The following is a 19,624-nucleotide window of genomic DNA, read 5'->3' as shown; positions in this document are numbered from 1 at the left end:
ATTCAGGCCGAAACGGCCAGAAAGACAATATCAGGTGGCTACAATAACGCGAATTGCATCCAACTTCAGCTGCAGGGTTTCAAGATAGCCTTCCAGCAGTTCCTGACGCTCCGCCAGCGCGGCAATTTCTTCGCTGCGGATATTCGGATTAATCTCCGCCAGCGCCATCAGACGTTCAACTTCAGCCCCCAGAATATGCCGGACATTTTCCTGTGCCGCGGCATAAAAAGCCGGCTGCTGCTTATCGGCCAGCTCTTCAGCCTCGGCTACCATAGCGTTAATTTCTGTACGGGTATGCTTAACGATATCCACCGCCTGACGCTTACCCACCCGTTCAGCCAGATTATTAATGTGCTGCTCGGTCAGAACCTTACTCAGATCCGTACGGTTCACATCCACCACGATACGCACCAGTGTTTCCGGCATATAACGCTGAATCTGCATTTCTTTCGGTGCCGCACAGTGCAGGGTAAAGATGCTTTCCAGCAATAAAGTGCCCGGCTTCAGCGGTGGCAGCTTAATACTGCAAACAGCCGCATTACCGAACTCCCCGGACAGGATCATATCCATCGCGCCGGACACCATCGGATGCTCCCAGCTCAGGAAGTGCATGTCTTCACGGCTTAACGCAGTGGTCCGGTTAAAGGTGGCAGTCATGCCCTCTTCCGGTAAGCCAGGGAAGCTCTCACAGTGCATATGATCACTTGGGTGCAGCACGATGCAATTGGTACTGTGGTGTTGCTGCTCGACGCCGAACTGGTCGAACACCTTTTCCATATACTTGCTCAGCTTACTGCTGGCACTGGCACTGTCGATATTTTCAATCAGTTCTGCTGCCCGCAGCGGATCACAGGAATTCATTTCCAGCAGTTTGTTACGGCCGGCCTGTAATGCCGCCATGGTTTCATCGGCAGCGGCACGGGTTTCCGTAATCAGTTGCTCTGCTTCATCATCGTTGGCGTGGCCGCGCAGCATGGTCAATAACGGTGTTTCAAAACGTTCAAACAACGCACTGCCCGCCGGGCAAGCTGTCGCAAAACAATTCAGACCCTGTTCGTACCAGGCCAGCAAATGCCCCTGGGCTTCGGTGAAATACGGCACATGAATATTGACGTCATTCTTCTGGCCAATCCGGTCCAGACGGCCAATCCGCTGTTCCAGCAGATCCGGGTTCAGCGGCAGATCAAACAGCACAAGATTACTGGCAAACTGGAAGTTACGGCCTTCGCTGCCAATCTCCGAACAGATCAGTACCTGAGCGCTGTCATCTTCATCGGCAAAATACGCCGCGGCACGGTCACGGTTCACCAGGCTCATGCCTTCATGGAACACCGCAGAACGCACGCCTTCATATAAACGCAGATGTTCTTCCAGTTGTTTCGCCGTACTGGCAGCCGCACAGATCACCAGTGTTTTTTTATGACGGTTAGCCGCCAGCCACTCTACCAGCCAGGCAACCCGGGGGTCGGCTTCTAGCCAGCGATCCTGAAATACTTTTTCAGGGTGCAATAATAAATCCAGATCAGCACCGTTGAGCTGCTGCTTCTCACTTTCCAGATAAAAATCCGGCTCCGGTAACGGATGCGGGTGCAGAATACGCTCAGGGAAGCCTTCCACTGCATCCCGGGTGTTACGGAACAGTACCCGGCCGGTACCGTGGTGGTCCAGCAACTCACTGATGGTGGTTTGCAACAGCTCATCGAAAGCAACAAAGTCTTCCAGATTCTGCGCAGCATCCAGCAGTGCATCCACACGGGCCTGCCCCAGATATTCAGCCAGTGACGCCTGTACAGCAGCGTCCTGAATCTGTTCCAGCACATCATCCGCCAGCAGTGCTTCCATCAGCTCACGTACCGGCTGATACCCGGCTTCTTCTTCACGAAACTTTTGCAGATCGTAATAACGGTCCGGATCCAGCAGACGTAAACGGGCAAAGTGCCCTTCCATACCCAGCTGTTCCGGCGTCGCCGTCAGCAGTAACAGACCTTTAATTTCCGCAGACAGTGACTCAATACAGGCATACTCGGTGCTGATAGCATCTTCAGCCCACTCAAGGTGATGGGCCTCATCGACAATCAGCATATCCCAGCCGGCCATAATAGCCTGGGCCTGGCGCTGTGTACTGTTGGTCAGGAAAGGTAAGGTACACAGAACCAGCTGTGCTGTTTCGAACGGGTTCACGCCTTCATCGGACATTTCCAGCGCGGTACAGCGCAGCTCATCCAGAATAGTAAAACGCAGATTAAAGCGGCGCAGCATCTCTACCAGCCACTGGTGAATCAGACTATCAGGGACAACGATCAGGGCCCGGCTGGATTTACCGCTGGTCAGTTGCTGATGAAGGATCAGACCGGCTTCAATGGTCTTACCCAGACCAACTTCGTCCGCCAGCAATACCCGCGGCGCGAAACGCTCACCCACCTGATGGGCGATATACATCTGGTGCGGCAACAACTGAACCCGCGGGCCGATCAGACCAAAACCGGCAGACTTAACATGCTGATGCTGATTTTTCAGGGTTTCCAGCCGCAGCTGGAAACGGTTGTTCTTTTCCACCTGACCGGCGAACAGACGGTCATGGGGTTTACTGAAATGCACTGAGCTGTCCAGCTCCAGCTCATCCAGACTGTGGTCTTCGCCTTCTGCATCAAAACCCAGGTAATACACACAGCCGTCTTCTTCGACCACTTCGCTGATGACAATTTCCAGCCCCTGATAGGACTTCACCTGTTCGCCAACAGGGTAAATCACCCGGCTGAGCGGTGCATTATCCACCGCGTAAGTACGCTCTTCCTGAACGGCAGGGAAACTGATCACGACACGGCGGTTGGCAACATCAACAACAACCCCCAACCCCAGATTCGATTCGGTATTACTGATCCAGCGCTGACCGGGAATAAACTCTGACAAAAGACGACTCACTATTTCTGAAAATTCTTCGCAATATAAATCTTGCTTACCCTCAAACCATTCACACAGCATAGCAGGAAGAACGGCGGCAGCGCATGATAGGGCTTGTTTAGATGTAGCTCAAGGGGCAAACACTCCTGTTTAACTATAAAGGTTCAGGGAATGACATAACGCAGGGAAATTCAGGTGGTCAGGCGGAAAATGGTGTATGCTTGCGGTTTAATTTTCACTGCCCACCAAAGCGAGCACTATGTCCTTTATCGATCTTGATCTGGACCTGGAAATCCTCGGCGCACTGGCCGATAACGACTTCCTGAAACCCACTGATATTCAGCAACAGGCGATTCCTGCCATTCTCGATGGTCTGGACCTGCTGGCCAGCGCCCCCACCGGCACCGGTAAAACGCTGGCTTTCGTTCTGCCCGGGCTGCAGCACATTCTTGACAGTGAACCGGACAGCAGCAGCGCACCACAGGTACTGATCCTCAGCCCCACCCGGGAACTGGCTAAACAAACTTATGAAGTCATTCAGCAGCAAACAGCGAACAGCCATATCAACAGCTGCCTGATTGTGGGCGGTGTTCCTTTTGGTATGCAGAAAGCTATGCTGGCGGAACGGATCGATATCATGGTGGCAACCCCGGGCCGGCTTCTGGAACTGAACGCCCAGCAATGGCTGGATATGTCCGTGGTGGACATGCTGGTAATCGATGAAGCCGACCGCATGCTGGACATGGGCTTCATTGAAAGCATCCAGCAGATTGCAGATGTCCTGCCCCAGTCCCGCCAGACCCTGATGTTCTCTGCCACCCTGGAAAGCGACAAAATCCAAAAGTTCGCCAGCGACCTCCTCAACGAAGATGCCCGCTGCCTGGAAGTTGAACAGCCGCGGCATATTCCTGATCACATCAAGCACAGCGTCTATCAGGCTGATAACGAAGTCCACAAAGATCACCTGCTCAAAGCGCTGGTGAAAAGCCATAAAATTGATCAGGCCATCGTCTTCGTTAACAGCCGTAAACAGGTTGATCACTGGGTACATGTGATTCGCGGCCTGGGCATCACCTGCGCAGGCTTACACGGAGATCTGCGCCAGAGCGACCGTGGCCAGCGGGTCAAAGACATGCGCCGTAAACGCATCAAGATAATGGTTGCTACCGATGTGGCCGGCCGCGGGCTGGACCTGCCGGATATCCACCATATCATTAACCTGCAACTGCCCATGAAAGCAGACAGCTACGTGCACCGTGCCGGCCGCAGTGGCCGCGACGGCCGCAATGGTTATGTATGGTCAATTGTTGATGCACTGGACTGGCCTACTCTGGGACGGATCGAACGCTTTATCGGCCAGAAAATTGCCCGGGCGACCTATCCGGGCTTAGCGTCGAAGAAGCCGGAACCTGTCGAAAAGAAAAAGCAAAAAGCCAAGGCTAAAACCAAGACGAAAGCTAAAAGCAAAGTGAAAGGTAAAGCCGCCAAACCAAAGGCCAAAGCAGGCAAAAAACCGAAAACAGGTGCCCGCCCGGCCACACCAAAAACCGCAGAGAGCAAAAAAGCTTCTGGTAATAAGCCGGCGGCGAAAAAAGCCCCTCGCAAACCAAAAGCGGACTAAAGCACTTTTCTTCCACACAAAAAAACGCCCGACGGTTTACACCTTCGGGCGTTTTCTTTTATGTGCTTCGCTTAGCTTGGCTTAAGCGCTTAAGCCGCTTGGGCAACCGCTGCCTGGCTGCGGCTGAATGCGGACAGCATCGCCTGCATTGTCGCCGCAGAGGTATCTTCAGCAACCGCCACACCGTGATGCAACTGATCATCAATCATCACTTCAATACATGCCTGCGCTTGTGCTGCAGTACCGCTGCCAATCGCGTGCTGGTCAAACTGCTGCACATCGATGCTGCAGCTGAAACGCTGACCCAATGCCTGACACAGTGCTTCCAGCGGGCCAGTACCCTGGCCGTTAAACTGGCTGTTACCGACACTGAAATGTCCGTCAACCTGATGACCTTCCGTGTGCAGATCATAGCTGGCCAATACCCATTCAGGTGCCACTTCAACAAAATGCTGGTCGTACAGCTCTTTAATCACTGTCGGTGATACTTCAACTCCGGAGGCTTCAGCCGCACCCTGAACCTTCTGGCTCAGTGCACCATGCATCCACTTCGGCAATTCAATGTTGTAATCGCGCTCAAGTACCAGTGCCACACCGCCTTTACCGCTCTGGCTGTTAATCCGTACCACCGCTTCATATTCACGGCCGATATCACGGGGATCAATCGGCAAATAAGCCACATCCCACTTATCCAGACCGTTGTCAGTGTGGTAGTTCATTGACTTGCGAATTGCATCCTGATGGCTACCGGAGAAAGCGGTGTATACCAGTTCACCGGCCCACGGATGACGGGCAGATACCGGCAACTCTGTGCAGTACTCCACCACTTCAATAATCTCTTTGATATCCGAAAAGTTCAGCTTCGGATCAATACCACGGGAATACAGGTTCATCCCCATGGTCACAATGTCCATGTTACCGGTACGCTCACCGTTACCGATCAGCGTACCTTCAATCCGGTCAGCACCGGCCAGCATGCCCAGCTCAGCAGCAGCAACCGCACAACCACGGTCATTATGGGTGTGTAAGCTGATACGGATATGCTGACGCTGGCTCACGTTACGGCAGAAATATTCGATCTGGTCCGCAAATACGTTTGGTGTAGACATCTCTACTGTCGCCGGCAGGTTAATCACCACTGGCTGGCCATTTTCAGGCTGCCATTCAGCAATTACCGCATCACACACCTCGACGGCATAATCCATTTCGGTACCGGTGAAACTTTCCGGCGAATACTGGAATTCCCATTCCGTCTGCGGATATTTTTCTGCGTAGGATTTCACCCACTGCGCGCCCTGTACAGCAATCGCTTTGATACCGTCGCGGGACTTACCGAAAACCTGCTCACGCTGTACGGTAGAGGTTGAGTTATACACGTGAACAATGGCCCGGCGAACACCTTCCAGTGACTCATAAGTACGGGCAATCAGATCTTCCCGTGCCTGGGTCAGCACCTGCACAGTTACATCTTCAGGAATGCGGTCTTCTTCGATCAGCTTACGGACAAAATCAAAATCTGGCTGTGAAGCAGACGGGAAACCCACTTCAATTTCTTTGAAACCCAGCTTAACCAGCAGATCAAACATGCGGGTTTTCTGTTCAACATTCATCGGATTAACCAGTGCCTGATTACCGTCCCGCAGGTCAACACTGCACCAGTCAGGCGCGGCGGTGATTACCTGATTTGGCCAGGTACGGTCGGTTAATGCTAACGGCTCAAAAGCTTTATATTTACGATGGTCAAACATGCTGAAGTTCCCGGTATATTGCCTCGGTAAGGCGCTGAAAATTGTAATTCTTGTTAAGTCTGCAAGGGGTGCTTATGGCACGGTGAAAGGCAGTTTTTAGGCCCGCCGCCGACTGATAAGCCTCTGGCGGGCCTGACCGAAAACCGGGGATCACCCGTCAATCAGTAAGGCATAGTGTAAACAGTGTTGTGCGCAATTACTGTGCTAAATCATCGCTTTTAAAACCAATTGCGCAATTATTATAAATACAATACGCTTACCATATACAAATTATTGCGCGAGAAACAAAAATGCGTTCAAACAATATCAACCTGGACCCGTTTGATATAAAAATATTGCGCGAATTGCAGCGTGACGCTAACCAGTCAAATCAGGAACTTGCAGAAAAAGTAGGCCTGACTGCCGCCCCCTGTTCCCGCCGGGTAAAACAGCTGGAAGAGTCCGGTGTAATTCAGCAAAAAGTGGTGCGGATTGATGAACGGGCGGTCAATCTGGACCTGATTGCCATTCTGCATATCAGCATGGACAAACATATTCCCGAACGTTTTGAGGAATTTGAAGCGACCATTAACCGTTTCCCGGAGGTGATGGAGTGCTACCTGATTACCGGTCACGATGCCGACTATCAGTTAAAGGTCGCAGTACCGGATATGGACCGCTATCACGATATTCTGCTAGGAAAGATTACCCGTATCCGGGGTGTCACCGGGGTAAAATCAGCGTTCATCATGCGTAAAATTGTGGATACTACGTCGGTACCGCTGGACTACATTCACCCCTGATAAACCATAAAAAAACGGCAGCTCAGGGCTGCCGTTTTTATAAATACCGAAACAGGTTATGAACCCGTTGGTTTATATACATCCTGCAATGCCGATAGCTGGCGAATCCAGCCTCCTTCAGCTACCTCTGCCGGCAGCTGTGCCTGCATGCCACGCTTCGCTTCACCATAGGTACCGAACTGATGGCGGTAAAGCACAACGTATACCGGCCCCAGCACCGTCACACTGCGGTAGTAATCCACTTTGCCCTGCAGGTTGTTATCCCGCAGAAAGCCGTTTAGCGACGGCTCATCTTTAAACTGTGCCAGCTGCAGCACAAATTTCTCCTTCGGCTGACTGAACAGCCAGTCACGGTTTTTCAGACCCGCGACATTATCAAACGCTGAAGATGCCGGCTTGCCGGCAGCCGTAGGGCCATACAGGTTCAGCAAGCGCTCTGAAATAGCGGAATGCAAAACATCAGCTTTATCATGACCAGCCACCTTACTGCGCTGTGCATATTCAAGCGCCCGGGGAAGGTCTGCCTCAACCTGTTCACCATTGAAGTAAATCGCTGCCAGGTTATACAGAGCATCCGGGTTTTCCTGCAACGCAGCCTTCTGATACCAGCTCAGGCTGGCCGCATGATCTTTACCCGCCAACAGAATAGCCAGAGTTACCTGAGCATCCTGATGACCGGCACGGGCAGCCAGACGCAACCAGCGTTCTCCAAGATTAAGGTCCTGCTTTACACCACTGCCTTTGAGCAACATCTGCCCCAGCTTAAACTGGCTCTCGGGCATATTTTCAGCGGCTGCCTGACGGTAATAACCCACCGCCTGCGGCAGGTTCTGTTCAACGCCCCGGCCGTACTCGTAAGCAATGCCCAGATAATAAGCAGCCGGGGTATAGCCCGCCGCAACCGACTTAGTTAACAGCTCTACTGATTTAACCTGATCACCTTTACGGCCAAGGCTCTCGCCATAAATGCGGCCCATGGCAAACAACCCCTGAGCATCACCGGCATCCGCCAGACGGGAACAGATTGTGTTTGCTGCGGCATAGTCTTCATGTGCCAGACGGTCCAGACACGCAGGCCCCTGCGGATCATGATCCGCCAGTGCCGACGCTGAGCCGGCGGCCAGCAACACACTCAGCAATAAAGGTTTCTTAGCAAACATTACTTTCTCCCTAACCGATACATACGGCTAAATCCCTGTCCGTCAAACCGGAATTTTCTCTGAATAAATACAGTTACACACTGTCTGAAATAACTATCTTCTGATCAGCTCTGCTCTGATCAGCTCTCACCGTCAGGCGCAATATAATCTGCCTGCAGGGTGGAAAAACGCCGGTACCAGACACCTTTCTGAACACCTTCTGCCAATACCTGCCGGGCAATTTCCTTCGACTTGGTCACGGTTTCGTAGTTGCGATGATAGAGCAACACATAAACCAATCCGGCCCGGGTGCGGGCGCGGTAATAATCGACCTGATTCTGCAAGCCGTATTTTTCGATATAGCGGCCAACCGCTGCTTTATCGGTAATCTGTGCCAGTTGCATCACAATGTGCTGATTCGGCTGTTGCATCAACCAGGCTTTATCACGAAAGTTAGCCGCAATCGGAGTGGCTTTTGCCGGTTTTACCGCAGCAGGCTTAACTGCCGAAGGTTGAGTCAATTTTACTGCCGCATCAGATACAGGCTTTTTAACAGTCTCTGAACGGGCCACCGCCGGTGCTTTGGCAGGTACTTTTTCAGGTTTAACAACCGCTGGCTGCTTTTCCTTGGCAGGCTTCATGACTTCCGGAGTCAGTAATCCGGCCTTCACCAAATCAGGATCTGTCTGCCCGGAAGAACTGATCTGAACAGAACTAGGCTCAACAGATGCCGGTTCAGCAACCACCGTATTGGCTTGTGCCAGACGGTCTTCAATTTCTTCCACCAGACGTTTACTGCTTAACCGTCCAAGGCCCAGACTCTGCCGGGCTAAGCGCAGCGCTTTGGTCAGATCAACCTGTTCCCCCAACCGGCCTTCCGCGTAAACATCCGCCAGCTGATACAGGGCAAAGGCATTATTTTGCTCAGCCGCCTGCTGATACCAGTGCAGTGCCTGCTTATCACCGGCAGTTGCCTGCAGAATCGCCAGAGTTACCTGGGCATTGGGATCACCGCCAATGGCTGACTTTTCCAGCCAGTCCTGAGCCTGCTGGTAGTTAGCTGTCACGCCGTCGCCTTTCAGCAGCATTACGCCGGTTTTCAGCTGACTTTCTGTATGGCCTGCCTCAGCACCACGGCGATACCAGTTAAATGCTTCAGGGAGGCTTTGTTCAACCACTTCGCCGCTTTCATATAATGCCGCCAGGTTATAGCAAGCCGGGCCATAATCAGCCTCTGCTGCAACCTTAAGCCATGTCAGCGCCTGGCTGACATCCGCGCTGGCACCACCCAGCCCCCGGGCATAAAGATTAGACATGACAAAACTGGCTATCGCACCACCGTCATCCGCCAGTGGCTTACAGGCTTTATATGCACTGGCATAACGGCCATCGTTATACAGTTGCTGACAGCTTTCTTCGGCACTGTCTGCAGCAAAGGCCACAGCGCTGCCTGCAACCGCCAGCGCAGCAATCAGAAAATTGTAAAACCGCTGTTTAATCATCCCGTTACCCTGCACGGCCGTCACTGACGACAGATTGATTTCAAGAGCTCAGAAAGCGATATACGATACCTGTGTAGTACTCAGAACGCACATTTTTTTTCTAATTATCAGAGGGTAACGATCCGGGAGTCCGGTATAACTTCTGCAAAGTACTGTACTGGCGGACCCAGTGACTACGGCGCGCCTTACGGGGCAGACCGGCCAGAGCCTTTTTAGCAGCAGCAACGGTGTCGAATTCACCGTACACCAGTACATAGTAAAGACCGGCATCCCGCTGGGTGCGGTAGAAATGCCAGCCTTCAACATCCTTCAGACCCACCCGGCGAATATACTTTTCCATCCCTTCTTTATATTCACCGTTGGTCAGTTGGATAACGTAACGCTCAGAAGGTTGCTGCATCAGCCAGTTATCCGCTTCCATTCCGTAAGGACCGGGCTCTTTTTCCAGAATCGGAGGAACCGGATTCACGAAAGGTTCTGCAGGCTCACTGTCCTTAACAGAAACGGCTGCAGCCGGCTCAATCCCTGAGGATGCAGATAGTGCCGGCTTTTCAGACACAGCAACTTCATCCACAACAGCTTCATTCAGCGATTCAGAGCTGGCACTGGCCGCCGGCGGGTTTGAATCGGTTACCTGCGAAATCGTATCAGCATCAACCTGCACAGACGCAAGTGTCAGCGTTTCATCCGCAATATCACTGTTCGGTTTAACAGCAGAGACTTCACCGGTGACCATCTGCTCCAGTACTTCACTGCGAAGCTGTTCTGTATCAGCAGCCGCAATTACGTCTGCCTCTGAGGTCTCAGATACATTCGCAGAAGCAAGATCCTGTTCAGTCTTAGCAACCGGTGTGTTCGGCTGTGCGGCTTCCGGCGCTATTTCATCCGGAACAGTCACGACAAAATTGTTTTCAGCAGTCGGTGCCGGCACTGACTGATTCAGTGTTTCACCCTGTTCAACCGGGCTGTCGGCAACTGCCAACTCAGACTGAACATCTGCAGACACCATATCAGGGCTGGTCTGAGGCGTTGTTTCTGCAACAGCAGTCTGAACATCTTCCTGAACTGCCGGCGACATCTCCGCCAGAATTTGTTCACGTAATGGCTTGGCAGAATAATTACCCGCCTCAATCGCTTCATCCACCAGCCTAAGGGCTTTGGTTAAATCACGGGCAACACCCTGGCCGCTGAAATACACCAGCGCCAGATTCTGCTTGGCAGACACATTCCCCTGATCAGCAGAACGCTGATACCAGCGAACACTGTCCTGTGGATCAATTTCCGCCAGCATGACACCTAAAGCCATTTGCGCATTATGGTTGCCCGCTTCCGCAGACTTACGAATCCAGTGCTGTGCCTGTACCCGATCTTCTTTTACGCCGCGGCCTTCAAAAAACAACGTTCCCAGACGCAACTGCGCATCCGGCAACCCCTGTGCTGCCGCACGTTTATACCAGGCATACGCCTGCTGAAGATTCGTTTTCACGCCGTAGCCGCCTTCGTACATAGCACCTAAGCTACGCTGGGCTTTAGCATGATGGGCCTGTGCGGCCTGTGTATACCAACGGACAGCCTGCTGGTTATCCTGCTCAACTCCCTGGCCTAACTGGTACGCCAGTGCCAGCCGGTAAGAAGCTTCAGCATGGCCGTTCTCAGCAGCAACTTTATCCCAGAAAATCCCCCGCTGGTCTCCCGCGGTGCTGCCTTTCTGGTAATAGATTGTCGCCAGAATAAATGCCGCACGGGCATCATTCTGTTCAGCCAGCCCCTGGCATGACGCCTGAGCGGCCACTAAGTCCCGCTCAGAATATGACTGGTAACAATCAGCTTGTTGCGCCGCTTCCAGCGACAAAGGCAGTCCGCACACCAATGGAATCATCCAGGGGGCAGACGGCTTAAACATCCGTTGTATAGCAACTTTAATAGCAGCCATTGATCATTTCCGTATTACTGTTCAGTTTTTATCATCAGCGATGATAACCGGTACAACCAAAATGAAAACTTAAGGCATGATTATCAGCCCGGCTGATAACGCATCCCTACCTAAATAAGGTGATCATCCGGAAACTGTTGCAGATAACCGACATAAAGATTCGGTGTATCGATTATTCATCAATAACTTAGCACAGCACCAGACATCAGAACGGATAATACCACAAGAGGTAAATAGAGGGTGAATGGCTGTTAACGACATATGACTAAATAATCATCAGAGCAGCACTAAAACGTGAAAAAACCGCCCCGCCGGTGCACAGCGGGGCAGTTGGACCGGTTACTCAGCCTTCGCTGAGTAACCTGTTACGGCGGGAATATATAAAGATGGCAATAAAAACAGCCACAGCAGCGAGGCTGATCATTAAACTGCCATAGGGCCAGAGCATCGTTACACCGGCCACACCACAGATAATCCGCAATACAGGATGCAAAGGGCTCTCAAGATAGCCTTCCATACACCCGACAAGCGCATAGATACCGAATACCGAGAACACAAAAATACTGGTTACCTCCGCAGCCGTGCCACCGATAAAGGGTGTATACGCCAGCAACACAGGCACAATATATAAGCCCTTGGCGACCTTCCAGGCCGTGAACCCCGTCGCCATCGGTGGCGTCCGGGCAATCGCCGCTGCCGCAAATGCCGTTAGGCACACCGGCGGTGTGACGTTACTGTCCTGAGATAACCAGAAGATAATCATATGCGCAGACACCAACAGCATTGCCAGCACCTCCGGCGCCAACGCCTGCTCCAGTAACTGGGTTTTAAAATCCCCGGGAACCAGCGCCAGCATCTCCTGCGCCTGCAGCGCAGACATCGGTTCAGCCAGCAGGGCCGCCTGCTCAGGGGCGATCAGCAAGAAGATAGTTCGTGCCGCTTCCGGTAACTCCCCGTTTACCATCAGATCCACCAGCTGCATTTCTGCAATCAGACTGTAAAGCGCCGGGGCAGATAACGTTGCCAGCACGATATACGAAGCGGTAACCGGCAGGCCCATACCTAAAATCAGTGAAGCCAGCGCCACCAGAATCAGGGTAATCATCAGGCTGCCACCGGCCCACTCTGCCACCATCAGCGAGAAAGTATTACCAATGCCGGTCATCGCCACCACGTTAACCACTAATCCTACAGCGATCAGCAACATGGCTGTCGTGGCCATGTTCTTAGACCCTTGTGCCAACGCATCCAATACATCCTTCACCTTCATCGGATGCTTGGATAACCAGGAAGCACCGATCACCGACAGTGTAGAAATACCGGCAGCATAGGTAGGCGTAAAGTTATTCACCAGTAGCATCACCAGCACCACCAGAGGCAGCAGGTAATGCCAGCCCTCTTTCAGAACCTCACCGATTGGCCGGGTATCCAGTTCCACTGACTGCGCATGGCTGCGCATAGCTTCCACCCGCACAAAAAAACCAACCGACAGGAAGTACAGCAAAGCAGGTAAAGCCGCGACGGCAATAATATCTACATAGGGAACCTGGGTGTAAGACGCCATAATAAACGCCCCAGCCCCCATGACCGGCGGCATCAGCTGTCCACCGGTGGATGCTGCAGCTTCCACGCCAGCAGCAAACCGGGCCGGAAATCCTGCGCGGCGCATCAGCGGAATTGTGATCACCCCGGTCGACACCGTATTCGCCACTGATGAGCCTGACACAGAGCCCATCAGACCGGACCCCAGCACTGCAACAAATCCCGGACCACCGACAAAGCGCCCGGCAGCGCAGCGGGACAGCTCGATAATGAAATCCCCGGCACCGGACTTCACCAGAAAGGCCCCGAAGAGAATAAACATAAACACATATGACCAGGAGATCCGGGCTATCTGACCAAACATCCCCTCAGTCGAGAAATAACTGCGGTAAAGCACCGTCTCCAGCGACAGCCCCGGAAAACCAAAGATGCCATCAATATACGGTCCCCACCAGAACACATATGTCAGGGCCACCACGATCATCGAAGGAATAAACCAGCCAGTCGTCCGCCGGGCCATTTCAAGGGCAATGAAAATAGCCGCGATGGAGAACACCCAGTCACTGACAATGAATGTCACCCCCCGGTCGTAAAGGGCATCTTCGAAACCGATCAGGTACGCCGCGCACAGAATAGCCGCCAACCCCAGCAAGCAATCCAGCAATAAATAAAACCGTCTTCCGGCCACGGACTTACCGTGCATCACCGGCACCATCAGGGCGCACAGCAAAGCAAAGCCGGCAAAGTGAATGGACGCCACCCAAAGCTCTGGCAGCGTCCCTATCGTATTGAAATATATATGCATCACCGCAAAAGCAATGCCCAGCCAGTAAATACAACGACCGGCTGCTGACGCTTCAGGCCGCTGCATCAGCTCCATAGCACGGAGCTTTTCCGCTGTTTCAGCATCACTCTGCTCAACAGCACTCTGCTCAGCCGTATTGTTTAAAGTAGCCATAAGAATATCCAGCGAACAACCACTCTTCTGCTATACCCGCTCAGGCGGGCATCAGAAACCACAGAAGAATGTAACTATCGGAGGCCGGCCAGCGTTATCGCCTCTCTGATGACACTGGCCGGTAAGTACTGAGATCTGTTCATCTCAGCACTGAGGCGCATACCCCGTCACTGTGTCAGTTCACAGGGTAAATGCCTGCAACGTCTCACTTAGCAACTAAGTGTTGTGGGATATCCAGCCCCATTTCGGTATAGAAACGGGCAGCACCCGGATGCAGCGGTACCGGCAGACCGGCAATGGCTTTTTCCAGTGCCATAGCTTTGGTGGCCTTATGAATACCGTTCAGGAATGGCAGGTTTTCGTAGATGGTTTTAGTCAGCAGGTAAACATCTTCTTCGGAAATATCATCACGCACCGCCAGGAAGTTTGGCTGTGCCATGGTGTTGATATCTTTAGTCTGGCCCGGATATGTATTCGCCGGAATCACGTAACGGGTCCACAGCTTATAGTTACCGTTTGCTCTGGCAATCTGATCATCGCTGAAATCCAGCACGGTCATATCATCACCCAGCGCAGCATATGCGCGGGTCACAGCGCTGGTAGGCACGCCGGACGGTACATTCATGCCTTCAATTGAGCCGTTCTGTAAGGCATCAGCACTTGGCCCGTAACCCAGATACACCAGATCCAGATTGTCTGCTTCAACCCCTAAACCGGACAGAATCTGTCGGCCAGAACCTTCAGTACCGGAGTTCTTCTTACCAATGGAGAACTTGCCATCATTCAGACCGTCCAGATCATCAATGGTACCGCTCTTCACCTGATCAGACTTCACCACGAATTGCTCAACGTTCTGCCAAAGCATGGATACCGAACGCAGGTGCTGCTGAGGGCCTGAGTTAGCCAGCGCACCTTCTCCGCTCCACGCCCATGCACCGTAAAGCCCTTGCATGATGGCAAACTGCGCTTCATTTTCCCGCAGCAGTTTAACGTTCTCACCGGAACCGGCAGAGTTAATCGCCCCCAGCGAGAACTTGTATTTAGGTTCCAGCTTAACCTTGGTCAGCGTTGCAAGTGCCACCCCTACCGGATAGTAAGTACCGCCGGTTGATGCAGTGGCCAGAATATAGGAGCGCTTATCTGCGGCGACGGCAGTTGTCGATACTGCCGCCATCGTTGCGACGCCCGCAGCCATTCCCAAAGAGATGACCGTTTTCAGAAATGTACGCTTAGTTATGCTCATTGTGCTTTCCTTTTAGAATTGTTGTTTTCACCTCCCCTTAAGAGCAAAACCGGGGCCAAAGTCATAAAAACAAACATAACTAACTGATATATAGAAACTTATTATCTAAAACACCTGACAGCCTAAGCCTGCAAATAAGCAAGAAATTGCTCATCAGGCATATTGGAATAAGCAAAAAACAGCCGATCAGCCTCATACATACAGATATATAACTGATCACTGCAGACCAAAACCCCAGCTGGACGGGGTTAAACACACCCTTTTCAGTCACCGGTAACGGCCATAGGCTAATTTTAGCCGACGGCCTTTTTCAGAACTGCAGCCCCTTATCCGTACTGCTGTTTAGGTATAATCACAACGGTTAATATCGTACTTAACCATCTTCTGGTTCAGGGTACGGCGGGGTAAATCCAGCTGCTCCATCACCGCCGCAATATTGCCTTTATGGGCAGTCAGCGCCTGACGGATGATCTGACTTTCAAAATTCGCCACCTGCGCCCCCAGCGACAGACCGGATGCATCTTCACAACCGGCGACAAATTCCTCCGGCGGAAACAGAATATCCGCAAGGGACAAAGCACCGTCCAGCGCGTAACGCACGGCGGCATTTTTCAGTTCGCGGACATTCCCCGGCCAACTGTACCCCTGCATGTTATCGATATCCTGTTGGGTAAAGCGGCGCAGCTCACAATCATGCTGCCGGGCTGCCTGACGGGCGTAATGCTCAAACAGTAACGGAATGTCTTCTTCCCGCTCCCGCAGTGGCGGCAGACGCAATGCAGAGACATTCAGACGGTAAAACAGATCTTCCCGGAAACCTTCTTCGGTACGCAAGTCCGTTTTCGAAGCTGCAACCACCCGTAAATCCACATCTACCGGCCGGTTCCCGCCCACCGGCTCCACCTGCCCTTCCTGCAACGCCCGCAGAATTTTGACCTGCAGTGCCGGCGACATGCTTTCAATTTCATCCAGAAACAGGGTGCCTTTATCCGCGTACTCAAACTTACCGATACGGCGCTTATTCGCCCCGGTAAATGCCCCGGCCTGATGGCCAAACAGCTCGCTTTCAATCAGATTCTCCGGCACAGCTCCGCAGTTCAGCGGCACAAAAGCACTGCAGCGCCGGCCGCTGTATTCGTGCAGACACTGCGCCACCAGCTCCTTGCCAGTGCCGGTTTCGCCATAAATAATGACGTTAGTATCCAGTGCGGCATATTTCAGAATGTCCCGCTTGAGCCGCTGAATCGCCGGAGAAATGCCAATAAGCTTGGCATCAATCCCCGACTGGGAGGCCAGATTCTCCTGCAAACGCAGGTTCTCGATGGTCAGGCGGCGTTTTTCACAGGCCCGGTTAATGTTCTCAACCAAACGTTCCGGCACAAAGGGCTTTTCAATAAAATCATAAGCGCCGTTACGCATCGCGCTCAGGGCCATGTCCACATCGCCGTGGCCGGTAATCAGAATCACCGGCAACTCAGGATCACATTCCTGTGCACGGGCCAGCAGCTCCAGACCATCCATTCCCGGCATTTTCACATCACTGATCAGTACCCCCGGGAAGGTTTTACTCAGATGAGGCAAAACCTGCTCGGCGGTTTCACACATAATGACTTCAAAGCCGGCCATACTCAGCCACTGTTCGGTTGAATGACGAATCAGCTCATCATCATCCACCAGCAACACCTTACCCTGCATCATAATTGTCTCCGCAATTAAACGCCTCAGCCAGCGGCAAAGTCACCCTGAACTCTGCGCCGCCAGCCGTATTCTCTGCAATTATCTCACCGCCCAGATCCCGGCAGATTGACTGTACTATCGCCAGCCCCAGCCCCAGCCCTTCGCCGATAGACTTGGTGGTAAAAAACGGCTCAAACAAATGCTGCATCGCCTCATCTGAAAGCCCGGGGCCGGTATCCATAACGGAAAAACACACCCGGTTATCAGCAGCCGTCTGCATATGCAGCGTCAGTTGCTTCTCTCCCTCTGAATACGAAGTCATTGCATCACAGGCATTATTCATCAGATTCAGAAATACCTGCTCCATCCGGGGACTGTCTGCCGCCACCTTTACCTGCAAGTCCGGCCGCTGCCAGTGCAACGCTATCGACTCTTTGTCACAACGGGCATGCATTGTCGCGACCACCTGATCCAGCACCTGCAGTGGATCAAGCGGCGTCAGTTGTTCGGGCTTTTTAAAGGCAAACACCTTTAATTGCCGGGTCATGGCGGACATCCGCTCCGTCAGGGTTTCGATCAGGTCAAAATTTCCCTGCAACGCACCGGCACTTTCTGAATTTTTCGCTTCTCCCAGCAACTGCACCATCCGGTGCCGTGCAATCGATACATAGGTGCGCATGGCGGTCAGCGGCTGATTAAGCTCATGCACCAGCACCGAAGACATCCGCCCCAGCGCTGCCAGCTTTTCTGCCTGAACCAGTTCATCCTGTGCCGCCCTCAACGCCTCGGTACGCTGTTGCACCTTATGCTCTAACTGATCATTCGCCTGCTGCAGGGCCAGACGGGTTTCCTGACGGGACTGATTCTTCAGATGCCGTTCCCGTAACAGCAGCCCCAGCAGGAATAACGCCACACAGCCGGCCAGCGTATAGTTCGCTACAGTTCGGCTGTCATTGATAACGGATTGCAGGGGTGTAATCACCGTAAATGTCCAGCCAAGATCATCCAGCACCACCGACTGCACCAGCACTTCCCCCCGACCCGGCAGATGACGCAAATCTGCGCTGGAACCGTCACTCAGGTGCCGCACTTCCGTTGCCATCAGCACATCGTCCATGGCCAGGCCGGTCCATTCACTGTCAGTCGCCAGCAACACCTCCTGACGGTTACTCACGATGAACTCGTTATTCAGTGCTAACCCGGAACGCAACTGCTCCAGATCAATCCGCACCACGGCTGCCCCGGCGAATTGCTGGCGCTCATAAATCGGCGCAGAAAGGTACACCGCCGCTTCATCTTCCGGTGAAATTGACAGCCCCTGTAAACCTTTGCGGGCTTGCCGGAAATACGGCTGATCAGACTGCGTCCGGTATGCCTCAGTATCATCCCGCCAGTGACTCAGCGCCTGAACATTACCGGCGGTATCCAGCACAAACAGTGCCGTAGACCCCGCTACCAGATTAATCTGTTCAAGGTAACGGCTGACGGCGGTAATTTTATTGGCGGAGGCATTTCGCAGCAGATTCTGTACATCCCGGCTCTGGGAAATCAGAAACGGCAGATAACGGTATTCATTCAGAGCATTACGAAACTGGCTGACCAGTGTAAGAAGCTTATCCTCCCCGGCAAGGCGGAGTTCAACGGTGCCCCAGTCTCTGGCATAGCGGTTCATCTGTAAGGTCAGCAGGGCCGAAATCAGCACCACCAGCAGCACAATGAAAACCGTCCTGCCGGAACGCCGGCGCGCCGCAGGCGCCTTAACCGCTGAACTGTCTGTCATCATGCTCTGCCTCCACGCCTTCAGTTGTTACAGAATCCTTTACCACTGGCGTAACGGCGCGTTACCCAGGCGAACCTGCTCATACCAGCCGGATGGATCAAGCAGCTCAAAATCCTCATTCACCGGTGGATATTCCAGCCCCTTGCTGTGACAGTATTTCGCCAGATCCGGATAACCCCAGGCAAACAGCGTATCGTTAAACACCTCTGGTGCAATCCTTCGTTGATCATACATACCGACCTTCAAACGCTGATTCTGTGCTTCAATAAGAATAATACCCGCTGCGGTGGAAACATTCAGCGAAGCCACCATGCCCATCATCGGAATCAGGATATGTTCATCCGCCAGTGCAGCGGCTTCATCACTGACCCCTTCTTTTTCAGAGCCCATCAGAAATGCACAGGGTTGCGTGTAATCCAGGCTGCGGTAATCAATCGCCCGGTCCGAGAAATGCGCCGCATACACCTTCATCCCCCGGGCTTTAACAGTGCGGATCGCCGACTCACAATCTTTGTACAAGTGGTTTTTTACCCAGCGATCACTGCCCTGAGTCGTGCCGGCAAAACGGTAGCCTTCCTTAGGCTCCACACTGTGAATCTCACCGATACCCACGGCATCTGCCGTACGGATCAGGGCGGCAGTATTTCTGGCTTTATGCACCTGATCAGTAATCAGCGTCATATCCGGCTGACGGCGATCCAGCGTAGCAATAAATTTGTCACGACGTTCAGGGGTCATATCCGTTCCCATTGCAAAGATCTGTCTCCGGCCAGCTAAAAACCGCACCGGTTAAAATGG

12 protein-coding genes are annotated in these 19,624 nt (G+C 52.8%); 2 read left to right on the top strand and 10 right to left on the bottom strand.

Annotated elements, in window-relative coordinates; all coding sequences use genetic code 11:
- Positions 1–30: 30 nt before the first annotated feature.
- Complete coding sequence (gene rapA / locus JYB63_RS12720) at positions 31–2,922, bottom strand: RNA polymerase-associated protein RapA (protein WP_336510883.1); 2,892 nt, start codon at positions 2,920–2,922, stop codon at positions 31–33.
- A 238-nt stretch (positions 2,923–3,160) separates the two neighbouring features.
- Here rapA and JYB63_RS12715 point away from each other — a divergent pair, with 238 nt between their 5' ends.
- Positions 3,161–4,522, top strand: a complete 1,362-nt coding sequence (locus JYB63_RS12715; RefSeq protein ID WP_205658220.1) for a DEAD/DEAH box helicase — start codon at positions 3,161–3,163, stop codon at positions 4,520–4,522.
- An 89-nt stretch (positions 4,523–4,611) separates the two neighbouring features.
- On the opposite strand, the gene leuA is transcribed toward JYB63_RS12715, so the two are convergent.
- Positions 4,612–6,270, bottom strand: coding sequence for a 2-isopropylmalate synthase (gene leuA / locus JYB63_RS12710; RefSeq protein WP_205658219.1), 1,659 nt, complete (start codon positions 6,268–6,270; stop codon positions 4,612–4,614).
- Between the two features lie 290 nt (positions 6,271–6,560).
- On the opposite strand from leuA, the gene JYB63_RS12705 reads away from it, so the two are divergent.
- The gene (locus JYB63_RS12705) at positions 6,561–7,052 is read left to right on the top strand and encodes an Lrp/AsnC family transcriptional regulator (protein ID WP_205658218.1); all 492 of its coding nucleotides are present in this window, start codon (positions 6,561–6,563) and stop codon (positions 7,050–7,052) included.
- Between the two features lie 56 nt (positions 7,053–7,108).
- Here the strand turns inward: JYB63_RS12705 and JYB63_RS12700 are convergent, their stop codons facing one another.
- The 8 genes from JYB63_RS12700 to trmH form a co-directional block, all read right to left on the bottom strand.
- The gene (locus tag JYB63_RS12700) at positions 7,109–8,212 is read right to left on the bottom strand and encodes an SEL1-like repeat protein (protein ID WP_205658217.1); all 1,104 of its coding nucleotides are present in this window, start codon (positions 8,210–8,212) and stop codon (positions 7,109–7,111) included.
- Between the two features lie 119 nt (positions 8,213–8,331).
- Entirely contained in the window at positions 8,332–9,693 is a 1,362-nt protein-coding gene (locus JYB63_RS12695; RefSeq protein WP_205658216.1) for an SEL1-like repeat protein, read from the bottom strand.
- Between the two features lie 100 nt (positions 9,694–9,793).
- Positions 9,794–11,626 carry an SPOR domain-containing protein gene (locus tag JYB63_RS12690; protein WP_205658215.1) on the bottom strand — a complete coding sequence of 611 codons (1,833 nt, stop codon included), beginning with the start codon at positions 11,624–11,626 and terminating at the stop codon, positions 9,794–9,796.
- Positions 11,627–11,969: 343 nt separating this feature from the next.
- Positions 11,970–14,126, bottom strand: a complete 2,157-nt coding sequence (locus tag JYB63_RS12685; RefSeq protein ID WP_205658214.1) for a TRAP transporter permease — start codon at positions 14,124–14,126, stop codon at positions 11,970–11,972.
- A gap of 205 nt (positions 14,127–14,331) precedes the next feature.
- Positions 14,332–15,369, bottom strand: coding sequence for a TAXI family TRAP transporter solute-binding subunit (locus tag JYB63_RS12680; RefSeq protein ID WP_205658213.1), 1,038 nt, complete (start codon positions 15,367–15,369; stop codon positions 14,332–14,334).
- A 342-nt stretch (positions 15,370–15,711) separates the two neighbouring features.
- Positions 15,712–17,067, bottom strand: coding sequence for a sigma-54-dependent transcriptional regulator (locus JYB63_RS12675; RefSeq protein ID WP_205658212.1), 1,356 nt, complete (start codon positions 17,065–17,067; stop codon positions 15,712–15,714).
- Positions 17,054–18,829, bottom strand: a complete 1,776-nt coding sequence (locus tag JYB63_RS12670) for a sensor histidine kinase (protein WP_205658211.1) — start codon at positions 18,827–18,829, stop codon at positions 17,054–17,056. The genes JYB63_RS12675 and JYB63_RS12670 overlap by 14 nt, the downstream gene beginning before the upstream one ends.
- 36 nt (positions 18,830–18,865) lie before the next feature.
- Complete coding sequence (trmH, locus tag JYB63_RS12665; RefSeq protein WP_205658210.1) at positions 18,866–19,564, bottom strand: tRNA (guanosine(18)-2'-O)-methyltransferase TrmH; 699 nt, start codon at positions 19,562–19,564, stop codon at positions 18,866–18,868.
- Between the last annotated feature and the right edge of the window lie 60 nt (positions 19,565–19,624).

This window comes from Aliamphritea spongicola, assembly GCF_017051665.1.
GTDB lineage: Bacteria > Pseudomonadota > Gammaproteobacteria > Pseudomonadales > Balneatricaceae > Amphritea > Amphritea spongicola.
The sequence above is the reverse complement of the archived record's forward strand: the minus strand, read 5'-3'. Positions and strand labels throughout refer to the sequence as shown.

What these genes read in the sequence shown, in the direction of transcription:
- JYB63_RS12715 (WP_205658220.1), top strand. Translation starts at nt 3,161, where the DNA reads ATGTCCTTTATCGATCTTGATCTGGACCTGGAAATCCTCGGCGCACTG.
- leuA (WP_205658219.1), bottom strand. Translation starts at nt 6,270, where the DNA reads ATGTTTGACCATCGTAAATATAAAGCTTTTGAGCCGTTAGCATTAACC.
- JYB63_RS12705 (WP_205658218.1), top strand. Translation starts at nt 6,561, where the DNA reads ATGCGTTCAAACAATATCAACCTGGACCCGTTTGATATAAAAATATTG.
- JYB63_RS12700 (WP_205658217.1), bottom strand. Translation starts at nt 8,212, where the DNA reads ATGTTTGCTAAGAAACCTTTATTGCTGAGTGTGTTGCTGGCCGCCGGC.
- JYB63_RS12695 (WP_205658216.1), bottom strand. Translation starts at nt 9,693, where the DNA reads ATGATTAAACAGCGGTTTTACAATTTTCTGATTGCTGCGCTGGCGGTT.
- JYB63_RS12690 (WP_205658215.1), bottom strand. Translation starts at nt 11,626, where the DNA reads ATGGCTGCTATTAAAGTTGCTATACAACGGATGTTTAAGCCGTCTGCC.
- JYB63_RS12685 (WP_205658214.1), bottom strand. Translation starts at nt 14,126, where the DNA reads ATGGCTACTTTAAACAATACGGCTGAGCAGAGTGCTGTTGAGCAGAGT.
- JYB63_RS12680 (WP_205658213.1), bottom strand. Translation starts at nt 15,369, where the DNA reads ATGAGCATAACTAAGCGTACATTTCTGAAAACGGTCATCTCTTTGGGA.
- JYB63_RS12675 (WP_205658212.1), bottom strand. Translation starts at nt 17,067, where the DNA reads ATGATGCAGGGTAAGGTGTTGCTGGTGGATGATGATGAGCTGATTCGT.
- JYB63_RS12670 (WP_205658211.1), bottom strand. Translation starts at nt 18,829, where the DNA reads ATGATGACAGACAGTTCAGCGGTTAAGGCGCCTGCGGCGCGCCGGCGT.
- trmH (WP_205658210.1), bottom strand. Translation starts at nt 19,564, where the DNA reads ATGACCCCTGAACGTCGTGACAAATTTATTGCTACGCTGGATCGCCGT.